Here is a 25,406-nt window from a genome sequence, read left to right as displayed (position 1 = left end):
TGCGGCCTGGCTCAGAGGTTGCCAGCGCGCTTCAAGTTCATCGAGAGTAGGCATGGGCAGGTCCTTTCGGAAAGAGCGGATGCCCCATCTTACCCGAAAATACCGTCAATGTCATCTACCCGAAAATCTGACGCACACCCGTATACTCACCGCGGGTTTATTTATTTCGCAACTTGTGCTAGAATGCGCCCACTCGAAATCTGAATGTGGAGTGGAGAAACGATGGACGTATTGTTGCTGAAAAATGTGCCTGGTGTTGGAAATGCCGGGCAGGTGAAAAAGGTGACGGACGGTTATGCGCGTAATTTTTTGTTGCCGCGTAAACTCGCGGTGACCGCGAACGAAGGCGCGGTCAGGCAAGCGGACGACATCAAGCAAGCCGCCGCGCGGCGCGATGCCAAGACGCTCGCCGAGGCGCAAGAACTCGCGCGCCAACTGGGTCTGGTCACGTTGACGTTCCGCGCCAAAGCCGGCGAAGGTGATCGCTTGTTCGGTTCGGTCACATCGGGCGATATTGCCGATGCTTTGGTGCGCGAAAAGAATATTACGGTAGACCGGCGCAAGATCGAACTGGAAAATCCGATCAAAGAATTGGGCGAGCGTGGTGTGCCGATCAAATTGCATCCCGAAGTCACTGCGCAAGTCAAGATTGTCGTCGAGCGCGAAGCTGCGTAAGCCGGGACGTATGAATCCGAATATCAACACGCAGGCATTGGTTCGTCAAATTGTCGCGCGGGTGCGCTGTGGGGTGTGTAATCACCATTTTGGGATGAGCGATGTGCATGTCTTGGGTCGGCGTGAGAATGCCTGGGCGTTCCGCGTGCGTTGCCGCGAATGTCGCACTGAGGCGCTGATGCTCGCGTTCGTGGGGAACGGCGGCGCACAGCCGATTTACACCGACCTCGTCCCTTCCGAATGGGATCGCTTCAAAGCCAGCCCGCCGATTTCGGAAGACGATGTGATCGCCGTGCACCGCTATATCCAAGCGTACGTCGGCGACTTTACCGAACTGCTCGACGAACCGCTGCCGCCCGAATGATCGGCGTGAGAATTCAATTCGGTCCAACCCGACTGGAAATGTAACCTCCAGTCGGGTTTTCGCATCTAATCAGAGAATTTGACAAACTTTTCGCATGGGATTATAGTACACTCATAGGATACCCCGGTAGGGTATCTGATTTTTCAGGAGGATTAACATGAGCGCAACTCAACTTTTGCACGTGAACGACGCGGAATTCCACACGAACGTTTTGGAATCGCAGACGCCGGTGCTAGTGGACTTTTGGGCGGCGTGGTGCGGACCGTGCCGCGTGATTGCGCCTTTCGTCGAAGAAATCGCGCGCGATTATGCCGGTAAAGCGACCGTCGCCAAAATGGATACGGATGCCAATCCGATGACGCCGATGCAGTACGGCATTCAGGGCATCCCAACCTTGATCTTTTTCAAGGGTGGCAAGGAAGTGGACCGAATCGTCGGGGTCGTGCCGAAGGCAGTCATCGCAAAAAAACTAGACGCGGTGCTCGCCAAATAGGGCAGGGAGATGACGATGGATGCGGTGGTTACGATTGAAACGCGGAAACCGTTTGACGATGCCGTGACAGCCGTCGAGCAGAATATCGCGGCGAAAGGGTTTCGCGTGTTGCACATTCACGACGTCCAAACGACGTTCGCCGAAAAGGGCATCACGCGTGAGCCGTACAAAATCATCGAAGTGTGCAACGTCAAGTACGCGCATCAGGCGTTGACGGCTGACCCGTTGATTGGGTTGCTAATGCCGTGCAAGATCAACGTGTTCACCGACCAGGGCGCGACCAAAATCAATTTGCTCGCGCCCTCCATCCTGTCCGAGTTTTTTCCAGATGCGAATTTATCTCTGATGGCGCGCGAAGTCGAAACGATTTTGCGTGAGGTGGTTGAAACTGCAAGCAAGGTGGAGAATTAGTAATGCCGATTTACGAATACGAATGCAAAGATTGTCGTGAACCATTTGAAGTATTTGTCCGCTCGATGAGCGCGCGCGTGCAAGCCGTGTGTCCCAAGTGCGGAGGCGAACACGTTCAGCGCGAGGTCACGGCGGCAAGCGCGTTGGGAATGAGCGGAGCGGCGGCGTCTGCTTCGGTCAGTTCGTGCGCGCCGAGTGGTTGAGGATTGCCTCGGCGTTAACCCAGGATGGGTTACACAAGACAACCAAGGCGTGGTTGGGTGAACGAAGGTGGTGGGTAATGGAAGATACTGAATCGCGCGGGGAACTGGTGCGGCGACTCAAACGCATCGAAGGACAAACGCGGGGCGTGCAAAAAATGGTGGAGGAGGGGCGCGATTGCGCCGACATTCTACATCAGCTTTCCGCGATCAATGAAGCCGTACGGAGCGTGAGTGTCATGCTCGCCGAACAATACGCGCACGAATGTTTGGGCGCGGTATCGGGCAAGGGCACGAAATCGCGCCAAGCCATCGCGGCGATGATTGACGCCATTGCGCGCGTCCCAAGATAATTTGTGATTTTCGATTTACGATGGCTGATTTTGAAATCGAAAATCGAAAATCGAAAATCGAAAATTGGAGATGGGGGTTGGAGTGGGATTGTTACGCGATAACGACCGCGCCCAGTTGCAAAAGGAATTTGAACAACTGACCAGTCCGGTCAAGTTAGTGTTTTTTACCCAGGCGCTCGATTGTGATTTCTGTCCGTTGACTAAACAGGTGTTGGATGAACTGGTGAGTTTGTCGGACAAGATTCAGTTAGAAACGTTCAACTTTGCGACGGACAAGCCACCGGTCGCCGCGTTCAACATCGTGCGTGTGCCGGCGATTGCGCTCGTGCGCGTCGAGTCGGTGCAGAACAATGGCAAGTCGGAAACGCGCGATCGGGATTACGGCATCCGCTACTATGGCGTTCCGTCGGGATACGAGTTCGCGTCGCTCGTCGGCGACATCATGGATGTGTCGAACGGCGATTCGGGTTTGAATGCGCAGAGCCGCGCCGCGCTCGCGCAATTAAAAGAGCCGGTGCATTTGCAGGTATTTACTACCCCGACCTGACCGCACTGTCCGCGTGCAGTCAGGTTGGCTCACAAAATGGCGATGGAAAGCGAATTCATTACGGCGGATATGGTGGACGCGTCCGAGTTTGCGGAACTCTCCGATTCGTATCAAGTCTATGGCGTACCGCTAACAGTGGCGAACGACAAGGTGCGCGTCGAAGGCGGAATGCCGGAGCAAATGTTCGTTCCGCAGATTTTGCAAAAATTCGGCGTGTCGGTGAAAACGCCGGGGCAGTGAAATGCGCGCATTAATCTGGCATGTAGATTCGTTCGTGTGTCGCATCACCGAAAAAGGACGTTCGCCAGTCGTCGAGCCGATGGGCGAACGCGAGACACACGTGAGCGACGCGTTGCTCGTGCTGACGAGCGTCGAAAAGGGCGACGAGCGCGCGCCGCAGATCGTCGCGGAGCGCGCGGCGACGATGCTCGCGGAGCACGCGCGCAAATTGCGCGTCACGACGATTGTCCTGCACTCGTTCGCGCATCTGTTTGCGGAACTTGCCGCGCCAGCGGACGCGATTGCGGTGATGCAACAAGTCGAGACGCGTTTGCGCGCTGCGGGGTTGACCGTGATTCGCACGCCGTTCGGCTGGTTCAACGAACTTGATATCAAAGCAAAAGGGCATCCATTGTCGCGTTTGGCGCGCGTGTTTTCAGCAGAAGGATGAGATGGATCCAATCGAAAAAGTGTTGCGCGAAAATAAAATCATCGCGGTCGTCGGCGCGTCGAACAATCCGGCGCGACCCAGTTATGAGGTCGCGCAGTACTTGCAAGCGCGCGGCTACAAAATTATTCCGGTGAATCCAACGATCACCGAGTTTCTCGGTGAGAAGAGTTACCCGGATGTGAGTTCGATTCCCGGCGCGGTGGATGTCGTGGACATTTTTCGGAACCCCGAAGCCGTTCCGGAAATCGTCGAGCAGGCGATCGCGAAAAAAGCCAGGGTTGTGTGGATGCAACCAGGCGCGGAGAACCTCGACGCGGCGCAACGCGCGATGGACGCTGGTCTCGAAGTGATTGTCGGTGTGTGTATGATGAGACAGCACCGGACATTGGCGTGATAAATGATTGCTGATTTGCTGAAATTGCGGAAAGCAAATAGCAAATTGCAAATCGAAAATCCAAAATCGAAAATCCAAAATTCTCAAGAGGCAATTGTGGGCGACGTTAAGACGGCATCGGTCAAGTGGGTGGAAGGGCACGAGTTCCAAACGTTTACTGGGTCGGGACATCAAAGTGTAATTGATTCGAGTGTGGCATCGAGTGGCAAGAATCACGGTCCTAGCCCAATGGAGTTGTTATTGGTTGGAATGGCGGGATGTACTGGGATTGATGTGATTGATATTCTCGGCAAGAAACGTCTCGATGTGAAAGGTCTCGAAGTGCGGATCGAAGGTACGCGCGCCGAAACGTATCCGATGGTCTACACCGAGATCAACGTCGTCTATGTTGTGCGCGGCAAAGATATTCCCGAACGCGCGGTCGAACAGGCGATTCATCTTTCCGAGGAAAAGTACTGCGGCGCGGGCGCGATGCTCGCCAAGACGGCGAAGATCAATCACCGCTACGAGATTGTTTCCGAGTAACGCAATTTTGAAAATTGCGCTACTTGTCTGGATCAGCGAGTGAATCTCCCCTGGTGGTTTCCCTTTGGGCGCGTCGAAGAAATCGCGCCGCGTGAGTTGCGCGAACAACTCGCGCGCGATGGACACGCTCTGCAACTGATTGACGTGCGGTCTGAAATCGAATTCAACCAAGGACACCTCGCACACGCGCGAAATGTCCCGATCAACGTTTTGCCGCGCCAACTCGCATCGCTCCATCTCGACCCGAACCGCCCGGTAATCGCGATTTGTCTTTCGGGACATCGCAGTGTGCCGGCGTATCGTCTTTTGAAGAGAACAGGTTTTCGACAAGTCTATAGTCTTGCCGGCGGAATGGTGGCGTGGTGGAGCGCGCGCCTGCCGACCATGAAGGATTGAGCCAATGATGGGCGCGAATTATCGCGTGCCGCTGGTGGACGCGGACAAATGTCGCACGTGCCGCCAATGCATCGCGCGCAAATCGTGTCGTTTGAAGGCGCTTGTGCAATTCGAGCAAAACGAATTGCCGTACATTGATCAGGCATTGTGTCGCGGCTGCCTCGTGTGCGTGGACGAGTGTCCATTCCGCGCAATTATGGTGGAAACGAAATGAGTGGTCGTCGTTTGTATCTCATCACTGCCGCGATGATGCTGAGTTTATTTCTCGCGTCCATCGAAGCGACGGTCGTCGCTACCGCAATGCCGACGATTGCCGCGCAACTGGGCGGACTCGACATCTATGCCTGGGTCTTTTCCGCGTACATGCTCGCGTCCACGACGACGATGCCGATCTTTGGCAAACTCTCCGACATCTACGGACGCCGGCGAATTTTCTTGTTCTCGATTGCTACGTTCATGCTGGGTTCGGCGTTGTGCGGTCAAGCGCAAAGCATGCCGCAGCTCATTTTCTTTCGCACGTTGCAGGGGTTGGGCGCGGGTGGAATTTTGCCGCTTGCGTTTACGATCATCGGCGATATTTTCACATTCGAGCAACGCGCCAAGGTTCAAGGACTTTTCTCCGGCGTGTGGGGCTTGTCGAGTTTACTCGGTCCACTCGCCGGCGGTTTCCTCGTTGATTTTGTTTCGTGGCACTGGGTCTTTTATCTAAACGTACCGTTTGGTTTGATCTCGGTCGCGTTGATGTTGGTCGCGTGGCGCGATGTGCATCCACGCACCGGCGGGAGCATTGATTACGCGGGCGCGCTGTTGATGACGGGCGGCATCGTCGCGCTGATGCTCGCGCTCTTCGAACTGCGCGCGGGACGCGAGATAAATGTTCCCGGCTTTGCAATATTGCTTGTCTTCGCGATTATCCTGCTTGCCGCGCTCTGGTTCGTCGAACGTCGCGCGACGAATCCGATGTTTCCGCTAACGCTTTTCCGCGAGCGATTGTTCTCCGCCGCAATTGGTCAAGGATTTCTTTCCGGCTTTGCCTTGTTTGGCGGCGCGGCGTTCGTGCCCCTGTTCGTCCAGTCCGTACTCGGTACGAGTGCGACCGTGGCGGGCGCGACGTTGACGCCCCAGTTGTTGTGCTGGACGATTGCCAGTGTCATCGGCACGCGCTTGATGTTGCGATTTAGTTTCCGTTCGCTCGCGATGACCGGGATGACGTTGCTCGTTATCGGCGCGATGCTGATGACGCAAATTTCCGCGAGCACACCGATCTGGCTCTTGGCGAGTTTCACCGGCTTGATGGGTATGGGGATGGGTTTGTCCGTTCCCACTTTTTTGATCGCGGTGCAAGCCGTGGTGTCGCGTCAGTCGCTCGGCACGGCAACGGCGACGGTGCAATTCAGTCGCTCGATTGGCGGCGCAGTCGGCACGAGCGTAATGGGTGTGATCCTCGCATTCCGTTTGAATAGCGCCTTCACTATACTTGGATTCGATCCAGCCAAGATTTCGATTGACGTGTTGCTCGACCCGACTCCCAGCGCGTCAGCGACGATGTTGGATTCGTTACGCGGTGCGATGACGAGCGCGGTGCAAGCCGTGTTTGTCGCTGCGCTGATTGCCGCGTTGCTGGGTTGGCTCGTGACAACACTTGCGCCGCGCGGCATGATTGGCGCGCAACGCGCGGCGGCGAACGAACCGCGCGCCGAGAACATATCAGCCGAGTAGGGGCGAGGTCATCTCGCCCTTTTTGTTTTGTCGCGCGAATTGGTTTGTGATAAAATGATGTACAGAGGAGGAAATGCTCAAATGGTAATCATCGCCGAATTGAAAAGTGACGACGGGAAAGTGATCGGGACCATGACCGCGAATCCGAAAGAGTTCAAGACCGGCAGTCGCGGTTTTCACGGGCAAAGTAAAATCGAGATTGATGGCAAACGTTATCAGGTGCAAATCCAGTTTGTCGAGATCGGCAGCAAAAAGCCCGCCGATGAAAAATGAACGCGCCGCGCCGCTCGACATTTACGGATGCGCTCCGAATGCCGCGTAGTCGTAACCAAAATTATTTGGACGCGGATTCACGCGGGTAAGGAAAAATATCCGCGTGAATCCGCGTCCAAAAATCTTCGCGTCGGTTTCTTCTAATTTCCCCTTCATACTTTCTTCATATCCTCGCGCTATAATCTCCTTGAAATTTCAACAGGAGTGGATGTATGCAAATTCCTAAAGTGCTCGTGTGGGTGATTGCGATTGTGTCGTTGATCGGCGCGTTTTTCGCCGGCGTCGCGACGACGACGGTTTTTTCCGCGCGTTCGTCATTTGTTACGCGCGCCGTGACGATGCGCGGTGATTTCGCGCCAGCGATGCCATTTGGTAATGGGATGCACGGCTTGCCCAACAGTCGAATGATGCCGGGCTACGGTCGCGGCTATGACGCGAATCCAGGTTATGATCGTGGCAATCGGATGATGCCGGGTTACAATCGCGGCTATGGCGCGAATCCAGGTTATGATCGTGGCAATCGGATGATGCCTGGCAATCGCGGCGGCTCGATCACTCCGCGGGACAACCAGCGCAATCAAATGATGCCTGGCAATCGCGGTGTGCCGATGATGCCAGGTTGGAACGGACGACGGTAACAAGGAGCGCAAAATGCAAATTACCGGAAAAATGCTCGCGCTGTTTGGCGCGTTGCTTGTCGGTGTTTACTTGATTGGTGCGATCATTGCCGCGCCATTCGGATTTGGAATGATGCGCGGCGATTTCGGAATGGGCGGCAGATTTCTGCCGGGGTTTGGATTGCACGGCGTCACGTGGTTGATCGTTGCCGCGTTCGTCGTGCTGGGAATCGTGTGGTTGGCGCAACGCCCCGTCGCCGCGTCCCCCACGACCGCGCCGAATACGACCGCGAGCGTTCCCGCGACCAAACCGTGCCCGAATTGTCAACGCGCGACGCAGAACGATTGGCGCGTGTGCGCGTACTGCGGACACACGTTGATCGAGGAATCACCCGCGCAAGCGTGAGCAAAAAAATTCTCATCGTCGAGGACGAGAAAAAACTCGTCACGATTCTCAAAGGATATTTGGAACAAGCCGGGTTTGCGGTGGTTACGGCATTCGATGGACCACATGCGCTTGCCGTGTTTCGTCACGAAAAGCCCGCGTTGGTATTGCTCGATTTGAATTTGCCCGGGCTGGACGGACTCGATGTGTGTCGCGCACTCCGCAAAGAATCGAACGTGCCGGTGTTGATGGTCACCGCGCGCGCCGAAGAAGCGGATCGTCTGATCGGCTTGGAGCTCGGCGCGGACGATTACATCGTCAAACCGTTTAGCCCGCGCGAAGTCGTCGCGCGGGTGCGCGCCGTGTTGCGCCGCGCGGAGGGCGAACCGCTGCGCGCGCAAACGCTCGTCGCCGGGGACTTGGCGCTCGACCTCGACAAACATTCCGCGCGACTCGGAGCGCGCGAGTTGGATCTCACGCCGACCGAGTTTAATTTGCTCGCGGCATTGATGCAAAATCCGGGGCGCGCGTTCACGCGCTTGCAACTACTCGATCTGGCGTTGGGTGAAACGTTCGACGGGTACGAGCGGACGATTGACGCGCACGTTAAAAACTTGCGTCAAAAAATCGAACGCGATCCCAAAGACCCGCGTTATATTCTCACCGTGTTCGGGATCGGCTACAAGTTTGCGGAGGATCTCGCGCGATGAATCGCCTATTCTTCCGCTTGCTCGGCGCGTTCGCGATTGTCGTCCTGACCGTCGTCGCGGTCGTCTTTCTCATCGCGAACCAAACGACGACGAGTGAATTTCGTGCGTACATGTTTCGCGGCGGCATGGCGCCGTCGAGCCAGGTCGCGCGCGAGCTAGCGGCATTTCACGCGGCGCGCGGAAATTGGCAAGGCGTGGACGAGTATTTCACCGGGACATTCGACTCGCGCATGGGTTCGATGATGTCCTCGCGTCGCGCGCCTGCCACGATGATGAATCCGCCGATGCAATTGGCGGACACGAACGGCGTGATTATCGCGGGATGGGAAGCGAGCGTGGGACAACGCGCGAGCGCGACCCAACTCGCGCAAGGTGTACCGATCCAAGTGGGCGACCAGACGGTCGGCACCTTGATCGCTCCTGCGATGAGTTCATCCGCGCTCGACACACAACAGCAAGAATTCCTGTTTCGCGTGAACGTCTCGATATTGGTTGCCGGGGTTGTCGCCGGATTGATTGCGTTCGTGTTGGGCGTCGCGCTCGTGTACCAAATCACCGCGCCGCTCAAATCGCTCGCGTCTGCGGCGAACAAAATCGCGGCAGGTGACTTTACCGCGCACGTGGTCAAGCCGGGGACGGATGAAATCGGGCACGTGGGGCGCGCGTTCAATGCGATGGCGGACAGTCTCGCGCGGTCGGAAACCGCGCGGCGAAATATGATCGCGGATATCGCGCACGAACTTCGCACGCCGCTGGGCGTGATGCGCGGGCAACTCGAAGGGATGATGGATGGCGTGTTCGCGATGACGCCCGATCAACTCGCATCGTTGCACGAAGAAACGTTGTTGCTCGCGCGTTTGGTGGACGATCTGCGCGAACTTGCGCTCGCGGATGCGGGACAATTGCAGATTCACCGCGCGCCTTCCGATCTCGGCGCGCTGATCGAGAAAACCGTCGCGGCGTTCGCGCCGCAAGCCGCGGAGAAAAACATCGCGCTCGAAACGAATGTCATGCGCGCTGTGCCGCGTGTGAATCTCGACGATCATCGTATCGAGCAGGTGTTGCGTAATTTGATCGGCAACGCGTTGCGGCACACGCCGGTTAGCGGCACGATCAGTGTGCAGTGTTCCGCGGACGGTGTTCAGCCAGGATTCATCCGGGTCAGCGTGAGTGACACCGGCGCGGGGCTCGCGCAAGAAGATTTGCCGCGCGTGTTCGAGCGATTTTGGCGCGGGGATAAATCGCGTTCGCGCGCGGGCGGCGGCGCGGGGCTGGGTCTTGCGATTGCCAAGCAGTTAGTGGTCGCGCATGGCGGCGCGATTGGCGTGGCGAGCGATCCAGGACGCGGCGCAACGTTTTGGTTTACGTTGCCGGTGTAGGGCGGGGCGATCCCGCCCTTTTTTTATCCTGCCGCGCGTGGCGCTGGATTGGTGTTGGGGCGAGTTGCCGGAGTACTGAGCAAGAATCCGGCGAAGATAAAAATCAGCGCGAACAATTCGCTGACGCGAAACAATTCGATGCCGCCGAGCGCGCCGAGACTGTGCGCGGTCGCCGCGATCAAGCCGCCGGTGGCAATCAGCGCGGTCGCCCGCGCGCGTTCGCTCATCGCGCGCGTGCGCGCGAATTTGTACGCCGACCACAACCCGCCGCCCACGAATGAAATCGTGCCAAAGATGTTGAGACCGATCAGCGCGAGTTGGACTGGAAAAAACGGAAAGACACGCAATGGCAGAAATTGTTCGGCGGTCGTTTGCAATTGCTCCGGCGCGATGGGCCAGCCGACGATGAGGATGACGCCAAGCAGGGAAGTCACCGCCAACGCGCCTTGAATCCGATCGGCGTGGGCTTTGGCGAGAATCAAGTACAGTGTGCCCATGCCGAGCCACGCAGAAACGAGGAGTGCGCCAGCGGCGTAGTACGCGCGGTACGTCCATGCCGACCAACCGGCAAAGGTAGCGATCAGTTCAGCGAATACGGCAATCGTCCACAACGCCAATGCGACCGACCAAGTGAGTTGATATATTTTGCGGCGCGCGAGATATTGGCGCAGTACGAGCGCGGTAAAGATGATGCTGAGTATGACATCCGCGCCGGATATGAGCGCGTTCGTAATCAAGGGTCCCTCCAAATCGTAATTGCCACACCGAGCGCGGTTGCGGTCCGTGGTCGTTTTTCTACACTTTGTTCTTTAGTCCCACGTTCCAGAAAACCTTAAAGCGGCAATAATCCTGTTTCGTTCCCACGCGGCACGATGTTTCTTGCACGGTGTGGCGGTCGCCGCTTGCCCAGGTCACGGCGGCTTCATAGAACGCGACCGGCGAGTAGCAAAAGCGCGCCTCGCTCGACGCGGGTGGATGCGCGAGCAGTTCCGCGCAATAGGGGCAATCGTGAATGTCGAGCACGAAATCATTGCCCTCGCGGCGAAACTCGTGATAATTGCCAAGCGCGCGCGACATTTCGTCGGCGAGTTTACGCACGGCGAGCGCGACGCGTTCTTGCTTGGTGCCGAGCGAATCGAACGCGCGCAGAAACTGGGTGTACGCGAGCGTACCACTGCGCGTCAGGTTCTCAAACCCGCGCTGCGCGGTGCGCCGCAAAATATCGCGCGCTTGCACTTCGTCGAAGACTTGCCACACAACGCCGATGACTTTTTCGTACTCGCGCAAGGTAATCGAAGGCGAATCGTCGAACGGCGGCGGCTGATCGGCGTACCGTTCCAGATTCGCCAGTTGAAATACGCGGTGGTGCGAGACCCGGTTGGGCGTCTCTTCGGCGATGATGTCGTACACGATTCGGATCACGTACGAGGGTAGTTTCTTTTCCTGCGACATAAGATTATCTCCATCCTGCGCCGAACGCCACCGGTTCATCGCGACATTCATCCGCGCGTGATTTCAAACATTGCGTTTGAAGGTTTGCGTGCGTATAATGCAAACGAATTATTCCGCGACGGATTCGATGATGGCGGGTTGCCGCGATTCGGTGGCTTGCAATCGCACGAGCATCGCCGCCGAAAACAGACCCAGCAAGGCGGTGATGACGACGATGCCATCCGCGCCGCGCCAATCCACGAACGGTCCACCGAGCGCCGCGCCGAGGAATTGACCGACGCCGAGGAACACCGAATACAACCCCATGATCGCGCCGCGATCAGCCGAATGTTCTTCGGTGATGTCGGCGAGATGCGCGAGCGCGGCGGGCGTAAAGCCGCTTTGAATCACGATGCTGACCGCGAGTAGAATCGCGAGGGGCAGAATGAGCGGCGCGTCAAACGACGGCTGATGGTTGATCGCATAGAGGATCAAGCACGTGAGGAACAATCCGCCCGTGCCGATTAGCATCACGGTCGTCTTTTTCATCTGCGCGAAGAACATGCTCCAGAACAAAATGCCGATCACAAAAATCACGGCGTACGCGGCGCGGACGTTGCCGGCTTCAAAGGCATCGAAACGCCCGACGAGGAGTTGATCTTGGAATACCGTTCGGTCGGTGAACACGCGCGCGGTTAGGTTGATGAATACGCCCAGCACCGCGTTGATCGCGATCCATGCCGGAGCGAAGCGTTGCACGCGCGGATTCGTCACCAGTTTCCAATAGTGCGCCCAGGTTTCACGCGGCGAAGCGGACTTGCCGGTATGGACTCCTTCGCGGTACTCATGCAAGCCCCACCACAAAATCGCAAGACTCGCCAGGTAGATGATCGCGTTGAGCGCGAACGCGGGACTGGTGAGCGGAATTCCGGCGACAATGGCGGCGTCACCATAGTGGCGCCATAACCAACCGCCGAGCGAAAAGCCCGCCGCCGCGCCGCCAATCGTGGCGATTTCAAAAAAGCCGACGACGCGCGCGCGCAACTTGGGCGAATGTGATGTGGTCTCGGCGATATAACCCAGGGTTGCCGGCGCGTTCGCGGCAGTCGAAATGCCTTCGAGCAAACGCGTCACGAGCAACATCCACACGACCGTCGTCATCGCCGTGATTTGCACGGCAATCGCGCCAAAGAGTGGACCAAAGATGATAAACAACTTGCGTCCATACCGATCGCTCCACGCACCAAAGAGCGGCGCACCAACCAACTCGGCGGCGAAAAAAGTTCCGATAATCAAGCCACCTATCGTGTACGAAACTTCGTACACGTTATGCCGACCGGCGATCAATCGCAACGGATGATCCGGATTCAGTGCGGCTTCGTGAATCGCATTAAAATAGAATTGAATGTTCTCGCCCATCGCGCCCGCTGCCGCGCGCAGTAGAAGACTGCCACTGATGAGCGCAATCAGCGAGCGCGTCAAGTGGGGGATGGGATTGTTGGCTTGCTCGTGTGCTGTCATTGAACCTCCGCGGGCGGATTATACCACACAGACGCGTTCAGTCGCAAGAAGTGGAATGGTACCGAATATGTTCCGATGGATTCTTAAGAGTATTTTTCTCGCGTGGTTCGTCGTGGGATGCGCGCGCGCGGACGCTTCGCTTGCGCCGACGCCGACGCCGGCGAATCTAGCGTCCGCGCTCGTCTTCGTCGAGCCGGAGGCAGGGTTGTCGCCGGTGTTGTACACATTGAACGCGGCGACAAAATCAATTCGTTTGCAAGCGCATTGGCTCACCGAAAAAGAAATGCTGGACGCGCTGAAAGCCGCGCGCGGTCGCGGCGTGGACGTGCGCGTGATGCTCGAAAATCAACCGCTCGGCACAAACGCGAGCAATCGCGCGACGATCAGCGCCCTGCAATCCGCCGGCGTCAACGTGCGGACGAGTCACGCGGCTTTCAAGTTATCGTATGCCACGTTTGTGATTGTGGATGATCGCGCCGCGCTCGTGATGACGTTCGACGCGACGCGCGCGAGCTGGACGGAGACGCGCGGGTTTGGTGTGCGTGTGACGCAACCCGCGCAGATCGTGGAACTCGCGGTCGTGTTCGAATCCGATTGGAAGCGCGCACCGGTCGCGCCGGTGAATCCGCTGCTCGCGTGGAGCGCGGTGAACGCGCGGCAACGACTCTACGCGCTGATAGATGCCGCGCAACAATCGCTCGACATCGAGTGCGAGGCGTGGAAGGACGATGAATTGGACGCGCGCTTGTTGAACGCGCTCCAGCGCGGCGTAACCGTGCGATTGATCACCTCACCAGACCCGACCGGCGACGCGACGCCGGGATGGTTGCCCAAGTTCACGCGCGCGGGAATGCTCGCGCGACTCGTCAAGACGCCGGATATTCACGGCACACTGATTCTCGCGGACAATACGCGCGCGTTCGTCGGCTCGACGCGATTGACGAGCGCGGCGTTAGACACGCATCGCGATGTGGGCGTTTTGCTCGACGATGCCGCAAGTGTGCAGACGTTGACGGCGACCTTCGCACACGATTGGAATATCGGTAAGTAGTTTGTAACTTTTTATGTCCTCACGCGTCTAATTGAAGGACGCGATAAAATCCTGTCCCACTTTTTGTTTAGGAGACACTCGAATGGAAATGATCATTGATTTTCCCGGCGGCGCGCGCGTGGACGCGCATTTCGATTCGTTCACGATCAAGACTGACCAGCCCGCGCAAGGCGGCGGCGCAGGGTCCGCACCGACGCCGTTCGCGACGTTTCTTTCGTCGCTGGGCACGTGTGCGGGAATTTACGTGTTGGGTTTTTGTCGTCAGCGTGGTTTGCCGACCGAAAACATTCGGCTTGTGCAACGGATGCAAGTGGATCCGATAACGCATCTGGTTTCGCACATTACACTCGACATACAACTTCCGCCCGACTTTCCAGAAAAGTACAAAACGGCGGTCATTCGTTCGGCGGAACAGTGCGCGGTCAAGAAACATTTCGAGCGTCCACCGGAAATTCAGGTGAGCGCGCTGATCGGCGAACCGGCGCACGCCTAATTTTTGGATGAGGAGTAATCGCGTGAGCAAAAAAATCGTACGATCAACGGCGCGTCCATCATCAAAAGTGATTTGGTTGATCGCGGGCGCAGTCGTGACGCTCACTGTGCTGGCTCTGGTGATGTTCCAAGCCCCATCGCGCGCGCAAACGTTGCCGAATGAAATCACGACGGCGGACGCGCTGGCGAAACGCAACGCGGGCGCGTTCATTCTCGATGTACGTGAGCCGAGCGAGTGGAATGAATATCACGTCCCGAATTCGACCTTGATTCCGCTCGGTTCACTCGCCGCGCGCGTGAACGAATTGCCGCGCGACAAAGAGATCGTCGTCGTGTGTCGCTCGGGAAACCGGAGCGCGACCGGGCGCGATGTGTTGCGCCAAGCCGGTTTCGCCCAGGTGACGAGTCTCGCCGGCGGATTGAATGGTTGGAAAGCCGCGGGCTACCCAACGGTGAGCGGTCCGTAAAATCGGTTGCGCGTTCGTGTGTCGTGTGGTATGATGCGCCTCAACTCGTGAGGGATCGTATCACACCGATGGCAGACACACTTTCAGATCGTGAACTGTACGAACGCATTCGCGCGGGCGACAAATCGGCATGCGCCGCGTGCATCGAACAACATTCGCCGGCGGTGTATCGCATCGCGTTGCGCGTCGTCGGCAATCCTGCTGATGCGGAAGATGTGATGCAGGAAACGTTTCTCAGCGCGTTCAAAGCGATTGACACGTTTGAATGGCGTTCGGGTTTGGCGACCTGGTTATATCGCATCGCGTACAATGCCGCGCTGATGCGGCTCCGCAAGCCGGGACGCCACGCGGTCTCGGTCGAAGAATTAGCGGAAGGCGAAGGCATTATCGAGACGCCGCGTCAATTGTTCGATTGGTGTTGCCTGCCTGACGCCGAGTACGCGACGACCGAAGCGCGCGCGGAACTCGAACGCGCGATCAGTCAATTACCGGAGAAACTACGCGCGGTGTTCGTCTTGCGCGATCTCGAAGAACTCTCGACCGAGGCGACCGCGCGCGTGCTGGGTCTATCGAACGAAGCGGTCAAGACGCGCTTACATCGTGCGCGCTTGTGGTTGCGCGAACGGCTAACGGATTATTTTCGCGAAGCCGCAAGTCGCAAGGAGACGTGATGAATCCGATTGCTTTGGGAATCATCGTCCTCGGCGTTGTGCTCTTGCTCGTTGGGCTGTTCTTGACGACCAAGCGCGGCAAGAGGGTGGGCATCGCAATTTCGATTGCGGGCATTGGCGCAATCATCCTTCCTTTCGCGACGAGTTTCTTTCTTGGAGCCAATCCGTAATGGAACATCGCGAGTGTGAACATTTGTTGGGCGCACTGTCCCAGTATCTCGACGGCGAAGCGTCCGCCAACGTGTGCGCGGAAATCGAAAAGCATCTTGCCGATTGTACGAATTGCCGCGTCGTCGTGGACACGTTGCGTAAAACGATCTTGCTCTACCGCGAACAGCCCAAGCCCGTACTGAACGATGACGCGCGCGCGCGGTTGTATCGTTCGCTCGACCTCCAGGAATTTTTCGTCCCGCGCAAATCCGAATGAGCGCGCGTCTCTTTTTGATGACGTGGCTCGCCGCGTGGCTCGTCGCGTGCGCCTCGCCCGCAAGTCCAACAGCCATACCTGCGCCGAGCGCGACGATTGTCCTCCCAACGGCGACGCCGACATTCACACCCACGTTTACTCCAACGCGCGTGCCCACCCCGACATCAACGCCAACCGCGTTTGTCACCCCTCCCGCGACTGGCGAAGCCGCGAACGTACCAATTTTGATGTATCACAACCTGCGCGATTTGCCGAACAACGCGAGCGAATTGGAGCGCACGTGGACGGTCGCGCCGAAGCAATTTGAAGCGCAGATCGCGGCGCTTGCCACGCGCGGTTTTCACACGATCACCATGGCGCAACTCGTCGCGCATCTAAAACACCAAGGTGCTCTGCCGATCAAACCGATCGTCATTTCGTTTGACGACGGCTGGGTGGAACAGTATACCGTCGCGTATGCGGTGTTGAAAAAATACAACTATATCGGCACCTTTTTCATTTACACGAATCCGATTGACCGCGCGCATTATTTGACCTGGGCGCAATTGCAGGACATGTCTGTGGCAGGGATGGACATTCAAGCGCACACGTTGACGCACCCGCATCTGCGCGCGCTCGCGCCGAGCGAGGCGCAACGCGAAATTAGCGAATCGAAAAAAATCATCGAATCCAAGTTGGGCAAGCCCGTCGTCGCCTTCGCGTACCCGTTTGGCGAGTACAACACGGCGGTCATCGAGATGCTCAAGCGCGCGAACTTGGACAGCGCCGTGACGCTGGCATCGGGTTATCGCCAACGCACCGACGAATTGTACACGCTTCATCGCATCCGCGTATCGTACGGCGATACCCTCGATGATTTCAGCAAGCGATTACCCCAATAAGTACAACTTCGCCAAATACAATCGGCAAAGCGGAAATAGAATCCAGGTTTCTCAAAGAAACCTGGATTCTATCGCCGTCCTTTTTCTTACGTCTCTTTTACTATCTTTTCATCTGGGCTTAATGGCGCTGTGGCATAATGCGAGCGTTCTAATAAGGAGGACACTGAGATGCAAAAACCGAACTATGTTCTGATAACTGTCGCGTTGATTTTCGCGGTAATAGTGGGTGTGCTGGGTGGGGGCGTGATGGGTGGAATTGCCGGCTACATGGCGGCTTCGTCCGCCGTGCCAGCCGCGCTCCCGGTGAACGCGTCGCCGGTCGTCTCAAATGCGAATCCAGTTCCTGTCAATCCTGTTGCGCCTTCGGTGACAACACTCACGTTGAAAGAGGATTCGGCGGTAATTGATGCGGTGCGTAAAGTCAAACCTGCCGTCGTGACTGTAATCAATCAGTTGCAAACGACGCGACGCACGACTACCATCACGCCGACGGCGTCTGGTTCGGGCGTGGTGATTGACCAACGCGGTTACATCGTGACGAATAATCATGTTGTTGATGGGCAAAAAAGTTTGTCGGTGATTTTTTCCGATGGTACGAAAGCGGACGCGACGATCATCGGCACGGATTCGATTGCGGACATTGCGGTGATCAAGGTGGATACGAAACTACCGGCGGTCGCGCAGTTCGGTGATTCGTCCGCGTTGGAGCCAGGTCAATTCGCCATTGCAATCGGCAGTCCGCTCGGCGATTTTCGCGGCACCGTAACGGTGGGCGTTGTGAGCGCGTTGAATCGCAGTGTGGGCAGGATGCAAGGTCTGGTGCAGACCGACGCCGCGATCAACAACGGCAACTCGGGTGGTCCGCTCGTCAATACGTTGGGGCAGGTGATCGGCATCAACACGTTGGTCGTGCGCAGCACGAACGAAGGAAATGTCGCCGAAGGGTTGGGTTTTGCGGTGCCGTCGAACATGGTGCGCGAAATCGTTTCGCAGTTGATTGCGAAAGGCAAAGTCGAGCGCGCGTACATCGGCATTCGCTACCAGGATGTGGACCCGCAAATCGCCGGCGCGATGAATTTGCCGGCAACGCATGGCGTCCTGGTTTCGACCGTCGAAGCGGGCAGTCCCGCGGCGAAAGCCGGGTTGCAAGAGAACGATGTGATCCTCGCGTTCGATTCCAAAAAGATTGACGCGGATAATCCATTGTCGGTGATGTTGTTCACGCGTCGCGTCGGCGAAACGGTGACGCTGACGATCTTGCGCGACGGCAAAGAGTTGCAACTCAAGTTGACGTTGACGTTGCGACCGGCGTCGTCGTAATCGAAATCTGAAACGCAAAACCCCGTTCCAGTCGCAGGAACGGGGTTTTGGTTTTTTTACCTACCAATTTTTTTACTTCCGTTTTTCTCTTTCTTTTGGTACTTTTCGATAATCATGTCCACGTCTGCAAGAAACATCCGAAACGAATCCCGTTCTTGTCCTACAATCTCGTGTACTCGATGATCGTCTACTTCGCCGTAAAGATGTACCAACACGTTGCGAAAACGAGCCATTTTGACATAGGTTGTCGCGCGTTCTCTGGAAAGCAATCCTTGTTTTTCGAGTGTGCGAATGCATTCGCCACTGTCAGTCGCGACCTTCAAGCGCAACCGCGCACAGATGTGCTGGGCGATGTCAATCATCGCTTGCACGGCGGTCTGCAATCGGTACTTGGCAGCATCTTTTAGGTCGGCGTCCAAAACGAAATCTTCAAAGGTCTTGCCGCGCTGCGCCGTTGCCGTGCCATCGGCTTGCGAACCGAACAGAAAAACGCCGAGCACGTGCGGATCGCCCGCGAAAACTTTATTGAGCGCGGGCAGTTTTTGTTTGAGGAGGCGCGCGAGATTCCGTTTCATCGTCGCCATTAAATCATCCCACTTTCCGCGCGTCAACGCGCGGCTCGATCATGCCGTGCGCCAGCCACCACGTGAGTACGGAAATCGCGAGCGCATAGTTGCGATTATAGTTTTGTTTGTTCAAAGTGTTGTTTCAAGATTTCCGCAAGCGTAGGTTGTCCGATCTCTTGCAATTCATATCGCACGCGGTCACTGGGATGATGGATGTGAATCACGTGTCGCAGATCAATTGGCGTCGCGATGAGCACGCGATCCACCGGCGCGGCGTTGATCGTCGCTTCGAGTTCGCGGATTTGTTGCTCGCCGTAGCCCATCGCCGGCAGGACCGCACCGGTCGTCGGATACTTGGCAAACGTCTCGCGCAATGAGCCGACCGCGTACGGGCGCGGGTCAATGATTTCGCGCGCGCCGAATTTTTGCGCGGCGACGACGCCCGCGCCGAACGCCATGCCGCCGTGTGTCAAGGTGGGACCATCCTCGACGACGAGCACGCGTTTGCCGCGAATCTGCATCGGGTTTTCGACAAAGACCGGCGAGGCGGCTTCGACGACCACCGCGTTTGGATTCGCGGCTTGGATGTTGACGCGGACATGATGAATGCCTTCGGGTGTGGCGGTGTCAATCTTGTTGATGACGACGACATCCGCCATTCGCAAATTCGTTTCGCCAGGATGATACGTCAGTTCGTGTCCCGCGCGATGCGGATCGGCGACGACGATCAGCAAATCGGGTTGATAGAACGAAAAATCATTGTTGCCGCCGTCCCACAAGATCACGTCTGCTTCGGTTTCGGCTTGGCGCAGAATTTTTTCGTAATCCACGCCGGCGTACACAACCGTCCCGCGCGAAATGTGCGGCTCGTACTCCTCGCGTTCTTCAATCGTCGTCTGGTGCGCGTCGAGATCGGCGAACGTCGCAAAGCGTTGCACGGCTTGTTTGACCAAATCGCCGTAGGGCATTGGGTGGCGAATTGCAACGACGCGTTTGCCCAGCGCCGCGAGCGCGTGCGCGACCGCGCGCGTCGTTTGCGATTTGCCGCACCCGGTTCGCACTGCACACACGGCGATGACGGGCTTGACAGATTTGAGCATCGTTGCGCGCGGACCGAGCAAACGAAAATCCGCGCCCGCCGCGAGCGCGACCGACGCGCGGTGCATCACCGTTTCGTGCGACACGTCGCTGTACGCAAAGATAACTTGCGCCACGTCATGTTCGCGCACGAGTCGCGGCAAATCGGCTTCGGGAAAAATCGGAATGCCGTTCGGATAAAGTACACCCGCGAGCGCGGGAGGATACACGCGTCCTTCGATGTTTGGAATCTGGGTCGCGGTGAACGCGACGACGTGGTACGCCGGGTTATCGCGATAGTAGACGTTAAAGTTGTGAAAGTCGCGTCCTGCCGCGCCCATGATGAGCGTGTTGATTTTGGTCATGCGTTGCTCCTCCGAATCGGCAAGTTGGAAACTTGCCCTACGATAAAGAAAAGCGCAGTTGCTCTGCGCCCTCTTTATGCTCAGACTTGTTCGTCTTCTTCAAGCGGTTCGTCGAGCGGTACGCGCAAGCGTTGCAGCGCGCGCGTGGCTTGCGCGTGGTCGGGTTGCGCGAGTCGCGCGCGCCGATACGCCAATATCGCGTCCTCCTCGCGCTCCTCGCGTTCGTACGCATCGCCGATGCGAAACCACGCATCCACATCCTGCTCGACCAACCCGCCCATTTCTAACGCGGCGGCGGCTTCATCCCATTTTTCTTGATGGAGGTAAATGTCCGCGAGCATGTGCGCGGCTTGGCTGTCGCCGGGCGCGACATTCAACGCTTGGCGCAGCTGATTGATCGCTTCGTCTACGTCGTCGGCTTGCCAACAAATCTCGGCGAGTTCGCGTCGCATCTCGATGTCGAACGGTTCGAGTTGAATGGCTTGTTTGATCTCGGCAATCGCGTTGGCGGTGTTGTCCTCATCCGCATACGCGACGCCGAGGTTGTAATGCGCGCCAGCGTGATTCGGATCCCAGTCGAGCGCCTTCAGCCATTCTGCGATGGCTTGGTCGCGATTGCCTTGCTCCTCGAACGTGTTGCCGCGTTTGAAATGCTCTTCGGCGTCGGTCTGCTCTTTTGTCGTTGGCGTTGATTTGCGATTGATTTCGTTCATCATCGCTTTGGCTTGCGCGTCATCCGGCGCGAACAGCAAAACCTGGTTGAGTTGCTTGACCGCGTCTGACACGAGACCTTCGGCGAAATAGGTGTCGGCAAGCTCGCGCCGCGCGTCCAGGTCGTTCGGATCGAGTTGGAGCACTCGACGGAATTCTTCGATTGCCCAATCGTTGCGACCCTGGTCGGCGTAAGCGATGCCCAGGTTGTAATGCGCTTCGATGAAGGCGGGCGCAAGTTCGGTGGCTTGTTCCCATTCGGCAATCGCGCTGTCGTGTTCGCCCGCTTCATCCAATTGATTGCCGCGCGCGAAATGGTCTTCCGCGATGCGATGGAGATCGGTTTGGATCGTGTCGAGTTTGGCGAGTGTCTCGGCGTCGTTGGGCGTATTTTCCAAGATGAGTTGGAGTTGCTCGGCGGCGTCTTCAAAACGCTTCTCATTGATAAAGATTTCAGCCAGCTCGCGCCGCGCGTCTTGGTCGGACGGATCGAGTTGCAAGACCGCGTTGAATTCCTTGATCGCCAATTCGGATTGACCGTCTTTGGCGTACGCGAGTCCCAGGTTGAAGCGCACGTTGTCGAATTGGGGCGCGATGGCGAGCGCGGCGCGCCACTCGGCAATCGCGCCTTTGAAATTGTCGCGATCGAACAATTGATTCCCGCGTTCAAAATGTTCTTGCGCTTGCCGAGAAGGATTGCTCATGCGTGTTTCATGCTCCGTAGTTCGCCGGCGGGATGTTCTTGGAGATAACCGCCGAGCACGCCGTTGACGAAACGCGGCGCATTATCACTACCGAACGTTTTGGCGAGTTCGACCGCTTCGTTCACCGCGACCTTGATCGGCACGTCCTCGACGTACTGCAATTCGTACAGTGCGAGGCGGAGAATGTTGCGATCCACGATCGCGAGCTGGTCCACGGGCCATTCGGGCGCGTGCTTGGCGATGATGCCGTCCAAGCGCGCGGTGTGCTCGATCACCCCGCGCACGAGCGTCTGCGCGAACTCCGCGCCGTCCGCGACCAGGTTTTCTTCTTCGACGAGCCGCGCGAGAATATCTTGCGCGTTGTGTCCGACGCTGTCTACTTCAAAAAGTGTTTGCAGGGCGATTGCCCGCGCCTGTCGGCGAATTTTCACAGTCATCCTCTAGTTTGTTTTATCCGCGCTGCGATCCATCACGTCTTGAACGTGGATGTTGATCTCGCGGACGGGCATGCCAACCACGTCTTGAATGGCGCGTCCGATTTCGCGTTGCAACGCGTGACCCAGGGTTACGAGATGCGTCTCCGGTTCGGAGACGATGTACAGATCAATCGTCACGGCATCGTCGGTCAATTCGAGGCGAATGCCTTCGCTGGCTTTGCCGCTGAACAAGCGCTGGACGCTGTTGGGATGATCGGACGAGAGCCGCGCGACGCCAGGCGTGGCGAGCGCGGACAAACGCACCAATTGAATAAGCACTTCGGGTGAAACCGTCACTTTGCCGAGAGATTCTTCCATCATAACTCCATTAGGAATTTCAGATTTCAGATTGCAGATTGCAGATTGGAAATCGTCAAAATCTGCAATCTGAAATCTGCAATCTGAAATTAACTACGTGATTCCGCCATCCACGCACAACACTTGCCCTGTGATGTAACTCGCGTCGTCGGAGGCGAGGAACGCGACCGCGTTCGCCACTTCGTCCACCGTGCCCATTCTGCCGAGCGCGGTGAACTTGACGATCCCGTCCTTGATCTCTTGCGGCAGAACGTTCGTGAGATCGGTCGGGATGTAGCCGGGCGCAACCGCGTTCACGATGATATTTTTCGCGCCGTACTCTTTCGCCATCGCCTTGGTAAAGCCGATGATGCCGGCTTTGGACGCCGAGTAATTTGTCTGACCTGGATTGCCGACGACGCCGGCAATCGAGGTGATGTTGATAATACGTCCGTACTTTTGCTTCATCATTTGGCGGAGTACGGCTTTACTGCAATTGAACACGCTCTTCAAGTTGGTCTGGATGACGGAATCGAATTCGTCTTCCTTCATCAACGCGAGCAGATTGTCGCGCGTCGTGCCGGCGTTGTTGACGAGAATGTCGAGCCGCCCGAACGCCTCGGTCGTCGCCTTGATGACGCTTTGCGCGACGGCGAACTGGGACACGTCGCCCGCGACGGCGACCGCTTCGCCGCCGCTCTGATTGATCTCGGCAACGAGTTGATTCGCGGCGTCCGCGTTCTTGTTATAGTTTACCACAATTTTTGCGCCTTGCGCTGCGAGTTTGAGCGCAATCGCGCGACCGATGCCGCGCGATGCGCCGGTGACAAGCGCGACTTTGCCGTTGAGGTTGATCATTTCGGGATGCTCCTATGCGATTCTTGAGTGAACTGATGGCGTACTGAATTTAGCGAGCGGAAAAGTGATAGCACGCCGGATTCGTTTGCGTTGCCGCGCGATTTGTTCAAGGCGTTTGTAGACCGGCGCGTCGAAATACTTTTCGCCGCATTTCGCACAGACCCAGGTCGGTACGTTTTCGACGTAGATGGTCTCGCCCTTGAAACGAAATGGCACCAAGACATGTTGCATTTCCAGATTGCCGTCACAGTATTCGCATTGTTCTGTTTTCATTTCCTTCTATCCTTCGATATTTCATCGTTGGCGTGCGCGCTAATCCGATAGTTCTGATTTCGAATAGCGCGACGAATCTTTTGAAGCGGGTTCTTTTTTGCTCCGGCGCGTGATGTTGGTGAATGTATTTTGCGACGATCTCGTTCACGATGTTTGCGGTGTGCATTGTGGACGGCTTGCCTGGGTCAACGAAGCATATTCTTCGGGATACTCCATCCCAAAGCGCGCACACAATGCTGAAACATCCTTGAAATCGCTCTCGCGCAGTTTATAGCCGGTGTGGAAACTTAGCATGTACTCGACCGAGATACACTTGACCGTGTGTCCATCCACTACGCCGATGCCAGTCAGCGAACCGGCGGGGTACATCACGCCTTTTTCCGGTGGTCCATAAAGACCGTTTCCCTCGGCATCAAGCGTAACCGCGTGCACATCTACCAGACGACCATTGTTATCACCCAGGACAAAATTCCAGGGACTGGTATCATCTCGCGGCATATCGTGATAACCTTGCGACTCGAGCAACTCGCGTAGTTTTGGTACGTCCTTGTGTTGGGCAACAATGTCTACGTCGCTATGAGAACGTGTCTGTTCGCCGAGCAAGGCATCTACTCCCCAGCCGCCATCGAGCCAGACCTCTATGCCAAGACTATTCAGTTGGGTGTACAGGTCAACGACATCGGTGATATTCATGTGCGGTGCGTGTGTTCCTTGCAGTCTTCCTTGTCACGCGCGTAGCAACGTAGAAACTGCAATGTCCTCGTCCACATCTTCCCAGTGGATTCCGATTCCCTTCGCGATGAGTCGCCAATTCTTCCGTTGCTTTGACGTTGCATCCCGGAGGCGCGGGAACCATTCCAGAGGCGCGGATATTTCGCGTCCGTCCGAAAGAGCAACGATGAGCGAGTCGTCAGTAAATCGGACATTGAGCGCGAGAACATTTTTCAAAACAGTAGGTATAGGTTTGCCCTTGTGCATTAAATCTCGACTTTTACTAACAGCTAGTGTCCGAGTCGTGCGCGGACGCGCGCGTGTTACACGATGTTGTCCCGCGCGGAAATCAAGACGCTTAGTTTGCGCTACTTGCCCAGGCGTCAATCTCGACTTTGTAGATGGGGCTGGCAAGCGCCGCGACGTACAACAGAGTCATGCAAGGTTTATGCCCTTTCAGCTTGGATGCGATCAATTCTCGTCGCCGCGTCGCATCCATCTCGCCCACCAGATAGAGCGTGAGTTTCAGAATATCTTGAACATCCATATTTGCGGCTTGAAGATTACGGCAAAGATTTTCTAACGCAATTTCTAGTTGTTCGATTGGATCGTCTGGCACTGTGCCATCTTCTTTTCTACCAACTTGCCCCGAAAGTACCAACAGGCGTTCAGGTCCCCTGACTTCTATTTGATGAGTATAGGATGCGGCGATGGGCTGATGCACATTGGAAGGATTTCGATACTCTTTCATATTTCACATTCCTTTTAGGGATGTCGAGTGGGATGGAACGCTACAGTTGCACGCTGTGTTAGGCGGTGCCCTTCACCGCCCACGCTCTGGCAATAAGGGAAATTGTAACTGCTCAGGCATAACCAAACTTGGACGACTCTTGTATTGCAAAGCATACATTCATCAGGCATACTGTAGACAATGACACCGTCCCCATTACCTACTGACGAACAAATCCGTGCGGCATACCAGCAAGGCGAAGAAAC

Annotated in this window: 40 protein-coding genes; 27 read left to right on the top strand and 13 right to left on the bottom strand. The window is 56.7% G+C overall.

All coding sequences use genetic code 11. From position 1 onward, the window contains the following. Nucleotides 1-222: 222 nt before the first annotated feature. From HY868_24790 to HY868_24700, 19 genes are all read left to right on the top strand, one after another. Entirely contained in the window at nucleotides 223-675 is a 453-nt protein-coding gene (locus tag HY868_24790; GenBank protein ID MBI5305371.1) for a 50S ribosomal protein L9, read from the top strand. A gap of 10 nt (nucleotides 676-685) precedes the next feature. Beyond that, entirely contained in the window at nucleotides 686-1,039 is a 354-nt protein-coding gene (locus tag HY868_24785) for a hypothetical protein (protein ID MBI5305370.1), read from the top strand. 157 nt (nucleotides 1,040-1,196) lie between these two features. Then, nucleotides 1,197-1,532, top strand: a complete 336-nt coding sequence (trxA, locus tag HY868_24780; protein ID MBI5305369.1) for a thioredoxin — start codon at nucleotides 1,197-1,199, stop codon at nucleotides 1,530-1,532. Between the two features lie 9 nt (nucleotides 1,533-1,541). Then, nucleotides 1,542-1,943 carry a DUF302 domain-containing protein gene (locus tag HY868_24775; GenBank protein MBI5305368.1) on the top strand — a complete coding sequence of 134 codons (402 nt, stop codon included), beginning with the start codon at nucleotides 1,542-1,544 and terminating at the stop codon, nucleotides 1,941-1,943. Between the two features lie 2 nt (nucleotides 1,944-1,945). Then, nucleotides 1,946-2,146 (top strand): zinc ribbon domain-containing protein, encoded by a 201-nt coding sequence (locus tag HY868_24770; GenBank protein ID MBI5305367.1) that lies wholly within the window; start codon nucleotides 1,946-1,948, stop codon nucleotides 2,144-2,146. A gap of 77 nt (nucleotides 2,147-2,223) precedes the next feature. Next, complete coding sequence (locus tag HY868_24765) at nucleotides 2,224-2,496, top strand: metal-sensitive transcriptional regulator (GenBank protein ID MBI5305366.1); 273 nt, start codon at nucleotides 2,224-2,226, stop codon at nucleotides 2,494-2,496. An 88-nt stretch (nucleotides 2,497-2,584) separates the two neighbouring features. After that, the gene (locus HY868_24760) at nucleotides 2,585-3,043 is read left to right on the top strand and encodes a hypothetical protein (GenBank protein MBI5305365.1); all 459 of its coding nucleotides are present in this window, start codon (nucleotides 2,585-2,587) and stop codon (nucleotides 3,041-3,043) included. A gap of 24 nt (nucleotides 3,044-3,067) precedes the next feature. After that, nucleotides 3,068-3,283: a thioredoxin family protein gene (locus HY868_24755; protein MBI5305364.1), complete on the top strand. Its 216-nt coding sequence runs from the start codon at nucleotides 3,068-3,070 to the stop codon at nucleotides 3,281-3,283. 1 nt (nucleotide 3,284) lies between these two features. Next, nucleotides 3,285-3,713 carry a hypothetical protein gene (locus HY868_24750; GenBank protein ID MBI5305363.1) on the top strand — a complete coding sequence of 143 codons (429 nt, stop codon included), beginning with the start codon at nucleotides 3,285-3,287 and terminating at the stop codon, nucleotides 3,711-3,713. A 1-nt stretch (nucleotide 3,714) separates the two neighbouring features. After that, a complete protein-coding gene (locus HY868_24745) occupies nucleotides 3,715-4,107 on the top strand; it encodes a CoA-binding protein (protein ID MBI5305362.1) in 393 nt (130 codons plus the stop codon). Nucleotides 4,108-4,110: 3 nt separating this feature from the next. Next, on the top strand, nucleotides 4,111-4,632 hold the full coding sequence (locus tag HY868_24740; GenBank protein MBI5305361.1) for an OsmC family protein: 522 nt from the start codon (nucleotides 4,111-4,113) through the stop codon (nucleotides 4,630-4,632). Nucleotides 4,633-4,671: 39 nt separating this feature from the next. Further along, complete coding sequence (locus HY868_24735) at nucleotides 4,672-5,028, top strand: rhodanese-like domain-containing protein (GenBank protein ID MBI5305360.1); 357 nt, start codon at nucleotides 4,672-4,674, stop codon at nucleotides 5,026-5,028. Nucleotides 5,029-5,032: 4 nt separating this feature from the next. Beyond that, nucleotides 5,033-5,242: a 4Fe-4S binding protein gene (locus tag HY868_24730; GenBank protein ID MBI5305359.1), complete on the top strand. Its 210-nt coding sequence runs from the start codon at nucleotides 5,033-5,035 to the stop codon at nucleotides 5,240-5,242. Further along, on the top strand, nucleotides 5,239-6,747 hold the full coding sequence (locus HY868_24725; protein MBI5305358.1) for an MFS transporter: 1,509 nt from the start codon (nucleotides 5,239-5,241) through the stop codon (nucleotides 6,745-6,747). Before HY868_24730 ends, HY868_24725 begins: the two co-directional genes overlap by 4 nt. 81 nt (nucleotides 6,748-6,828) lie before the next feature. Next, a complete protein-coding gene (locus HY868_24720) occupies nucleotides 6,829-7,020 on the top strand; it encodes a hypothetical protein (protein MBI5305357.1) in 192 nt (63 codons plus the stop codon). Nucleotides 7,021-7,232: 212 nt separating this feature from the next. After that, a complete protein-coding gene (locus tag HY868_24715; protein ID MBI5305356.1) occupies nucleotides 7,233-7,658 on the top strand; it encodes a hypothetical protein in 426 nt (141 codons plus the stop codon). 13 nt (nucleotides 7,659-7,671) lie between these two features. Continuing rightward, nucleotides 7,672-8,043: a zinc ribbon domain-containing protein gene (locus tag HY868_24710; protein ID MBI5305355.1), complete on the top strand. Its 372-nt coding sequence runs from the start codon at nucleotides 7,672-7,674 to the stop codon at nucleotides 8,041-8,043. Continuing rightward, the gene (locus HY868_24705) at nucleotides 8,040-8,732 is read left to right on the top strand and encodes a response regulator transcription factor (GenBank protein ID MBI5305354.1); all 693 of its coding nucleotides are present in this window, start codon (nucleotides 8,040-8,042) and stop codon (nucleotides 8,730-8,732) included. The genes HY868_24710 and HY868_24705 overlap by 4 nt, the downstream gene beginning before the upstream one ends. Then, nucleotides 8,729-10,111: a HAMP domain-containing protein gene (locus HY868_24700; protein ID MBI5305353.1), complete on the top strand. Its 1,383-nt coding sequence runs from the start codon at nucleotides 8,729-8,731 to the stop codon at nucleotides 10,109-10,111. The genes HY868_24705 and HY868_24700 overlap by 4 nt, the downstream gene beginning before the upstream one ends. Nucleotides 10,112-10,134: 23 nt before the next feature. Here HY868_24700 and HY868_24695 read toward each other — a convergent pair whose 3' ends face one another. From HY868_24695 to HY868_24685, 3 genes are all read right to left on the bottom strand, one after another. Then, nucleotides 10,135-10,848 carry a hypothetical protein gene (locus HY868_24695; protein MBI5305352.1) on the bottom strand — a complete coding sequence of 238 codons (714 nt, stop codon included), beginning with the start codon at nucleotides 10,846-10,848 and terminating at the stop codon, nucleotides 10,135-10,137. A gap of 58 nt (nucleotides 10,849-10,906) precedes the next feature. Continuing rightward, nucleotides 10,907-11,563 (bottom strand): hypothetical protein, encoded by a 657-nt coding sequence (locus HY868_24690; GenBank protein ID MBI5305351.1) that lies wholly within the window; start codon nucleotides 11,561-11,563, stop codon nucleotides 10,907-10,909. Between the two features lie 108 nt (nucleotides 11,564-11,671). Further along, nucleotides 11,672-13,063, bottom strand: coding sequence for an MFS transporter (locus HY868_24685; GenBank protein MBI5305350.1), 1,392 nt, complete (start codon nucleotides 13,061-13,063; stop codon nucleotides 11,672-11,674). A gap of 55 nt (nucleotides 13,064-13,118) precedes the next feature. Between HY868_24685 and HY868_24680 the strand changes: the two genes are divergently transcribed. From HY868_24680 to HY868_24645, 8 genes are all read left to right on the top strand, one after another. Further along, nucleotides 13,119-14,114 (top strand): hypothetical protein, encoded by a 996-nt coding sequence (locus HY868_24680; protein ID MBI5305349.1) that lies wholly within the window; start codon nucleotides 13,119-13,121, stop codon nucleotides 14,112-14,114. Between the two features lie 82 nt (nucleotides 14,115-14,196). After that, on the top strand, nucleotides 14,197-14,607 hold the full coding sequence (locus HY868_24675; GenBank protein ID MBI5305348.1) for an OsmC family protein: 411 nt from the start codon (nucleotides 14,197-14,199) through the stop codon (nucleotides 14,605-14,607). A 121-nt stretch (nucleotides 14,608-14,728) separates the two neighbouring features. Next, nucleotides 14,729-15,073 (top strand): rhodanese-like domain-containing protein, encoded by a 345-nt coding sequence (locus HY868_24670; protein ID MBI5305347.1) that lies wholly within the window; start codon nucleotides 14,729-14,731, stop codon nucleotides 15,071-15,073. Nucleotides 15,074-15,141: 68 nt separating this feature from the next. Further along, nucleotides 15,142-15,744 carry a sigma-70 family RNA polymerase sigma factor gene (locus HY868_24665; GenBank protein MBI5305346.1) on the top strand — a complete coding sequence of 201 codons (603 nt, stop codon included), beginning with the start codon at nucleotides 15,142-15,144 and terminating at the stop codon, nucleotides 15,742-15,744. Continuing rightward, nucleotides 15,744-15,914: a hypothetical protein gene (locus HY868_24660; GenBank protein ID MBI5305345.1), complete on the top strand. Its 171-nt coding sequence runs from the start codon at nucleotides 15,744-15,746 to the stop codon at nucleotides 15,912-15,914. The genes HY868_24665 and HY868_24660 overlap by 1 nt, the downstream gene beginning before the upstream one ends. Next, nucleotides 15,914-16,171: a zf-HC2 domain-containing protein gene (locus HY868_24655; protein ID MBI5305344.1), complete on the top strand. Its 258-nt coding sequence runs from the start codon at nucleotides 15,914-15,916 to the stop codon at nucleotides 16,169-16,171. The genes HY868_24660 and HY868_24655 overlap by 1 nt, the downstream gene beginning before the upstream one ends. Further along, nucleotides 16,168-17,052, top strand: coding sequence for a polysaccharide deacetylase family protein (locus HY868_24650; protein ID MBI5305343.1), 885 nt, complete (start codon nucleotides 16,168-16,170; stop codon nucleotides 17,050-17,052). Before HY868_24655 ends, HY868_24650 begins: the two co-directional genes overlap by 4 nt. 168 nt (nucleotides 17,053-17,220) lie before the next feature. Further along, the gene (locus HY868_24645; GenBank protein MBI5305342.1) at nucleotides 17,221-18,372 is read left to right on the top strand and encodes a trypsin-like peptidase domain-containing protein; all 1,152 of its coding nucleotides are present in this window, start codon (nucleotides 17,221-17,223) and stop codon (nucleotides 18,370-18,372) included. Between the two features lie 56 nt (nucleotides 18,373-18,428). Here HY868_24645 and HY868_24640 read toward each other — a convergent pair whose 3' ends face one another. From HY868_24640 to HY868_24595, 10 genes are all read right to left on the bottom strand, one after another. Further along, entirely contained in the window at nucleotides 18,429-18,956 is a 528-nt protein-coding gene (locus tag HY868_24640) for a DUF86 domain-containing protein (protein ID MBI5305341.1), read from the bottom strand. Nucleotides 18,957-19,051: 95 nt separating this feature from the next. Next, a complete protein-coding gene (locus HY868_24635; protein MBI5305340.1) occupies nucleotides 19,052-20,380 on the bottom strand; it encodes a GTPase in 1,329 nt (442 codons plus the stop codon). 80 nt (nucleotides 20,381-20,460) lie between these two features. Beyond that, the gene (locus HY868_24630) at nucleotides 20,461-21,795 is read right to left on the bottom strand and encodes a tetratricopeptide repeat protein (GenBank protein MBI5305339.1); all 1,335 of its coding nucleotides are present in this window, start codon (nucleotides 21,793-21,795) and stop codon (nucleotides 20,461-20,463) included. Beyond that, nucleotides 21,792-22,232, bottom strand: a complete 441-nt coding sequence (nusB, locus tag HY868_24625) for a transcription antitermination factor NusB (GenBank protein ID MBI5305338.1) — start codon at nucleotides 22,230-22,232, stop codon at nucleotides 21,792-21,794. Before nusB ends, HY868_24630 begins: the two co-directional genes overlap by 4 nt. A gap of 3 nt (nucleotides 22,233-22,235) precedes the next feature. Then, nucleotides 22,236-22,589: an Asp23/Gls24 family envelope stress response protein gene (locus HY868_24620; protein MBI5305337.1), complete on the bottom strand. Its 354-nt coding sequence runs from the start codon at nucleotides 22,587-22,589 to the stop codon at nucleotides 22,236-22,238. Nucleotides 22,590-22,682: 93 nt separating this feature from the next. Continuing rightward, nucleotides 22,683-23,426 carry a 3-oxoacyl-[acyl-carrier-protein] reductase gene (gene fabG / locus HY868_24615; protein ID MBI5305336.1) on the bottom strand — a complete coding sequence of 248 codons (744 nt, stop codon included), beginning with the start codon at nucleotides 23,424-23,426 and terminating at the stop codon, nucleotides 22,683-22,685. Nucleotides 23,427-23,438: 12 nt separating this feature from the next. Next, the gene (locus tag HY868_24610) at nucleotides 23,439-23,699 is read right to left on the bottom strand and encodes a type II toxin-antitoxin system MqsA family antitoxin (protein ID MBI5305335.1); all 261 of its coding nucleotides are present in this window, start codon (nucleotides 23,697-23,699) and stop codon (nucleotides 23,439-23,441) included. A 144-nt stretch (nucleotides 23,700-23,843) separates the two neighbouring features. Next, the gene (locus HY868_24605) at nucleotides 23,844-24,392 is read right to left on the bottom strand and encodes an aminoglycoside nucleotidyltransferase (GenBank protein MBI5305334.1); all 549 of its coding nucleotides are present in this window, start codon (nucleotides 24,390-24,392) and stop codon (nucleotides 23,844-23,846) included. Between the two features lie 33 nt (nucleotides 24,393-24,425). Then, on the bottom strand, nucleotides 24,426-24,677 hold the full coding sequence (locus HY868_24600; protein MBI5305333.1) for a DUF2442 domain-containing protein: 252 nt from the start codon (nucleotides 24,675-24,677) through the stop codon (nucleotides 24,426-24,428). A gap of 91 nt (nucleotides 24,678-24,768) precedes the next feature. Further along, nucleotides 24,769-25,161 (bottom strand): RidA family protein, encoded by a 393-nt coding sequence (locus HY868_24595; protein MBI5305332.1) that lies wholly within the window; start codon nucleotides 25,159-25,161, stop codon nucleotides 24,769-24,771. Between the last annotated feature and the right edge of the window lie 245 nt (nucleotides 25,162-25,406).

It is taken from the genome of Chloroflexota bacterium (genome assembly GCA_016219275.1).
GTDB lineage: Bacteria > Chloroflexota > Anaerolineae > UBA4142 > UBA4142 > JACRBM01.
Note: the sequence above shows the minus strand (reverse complement) of the source record. Positions and strands in the feature narration are given on the sequence as shown.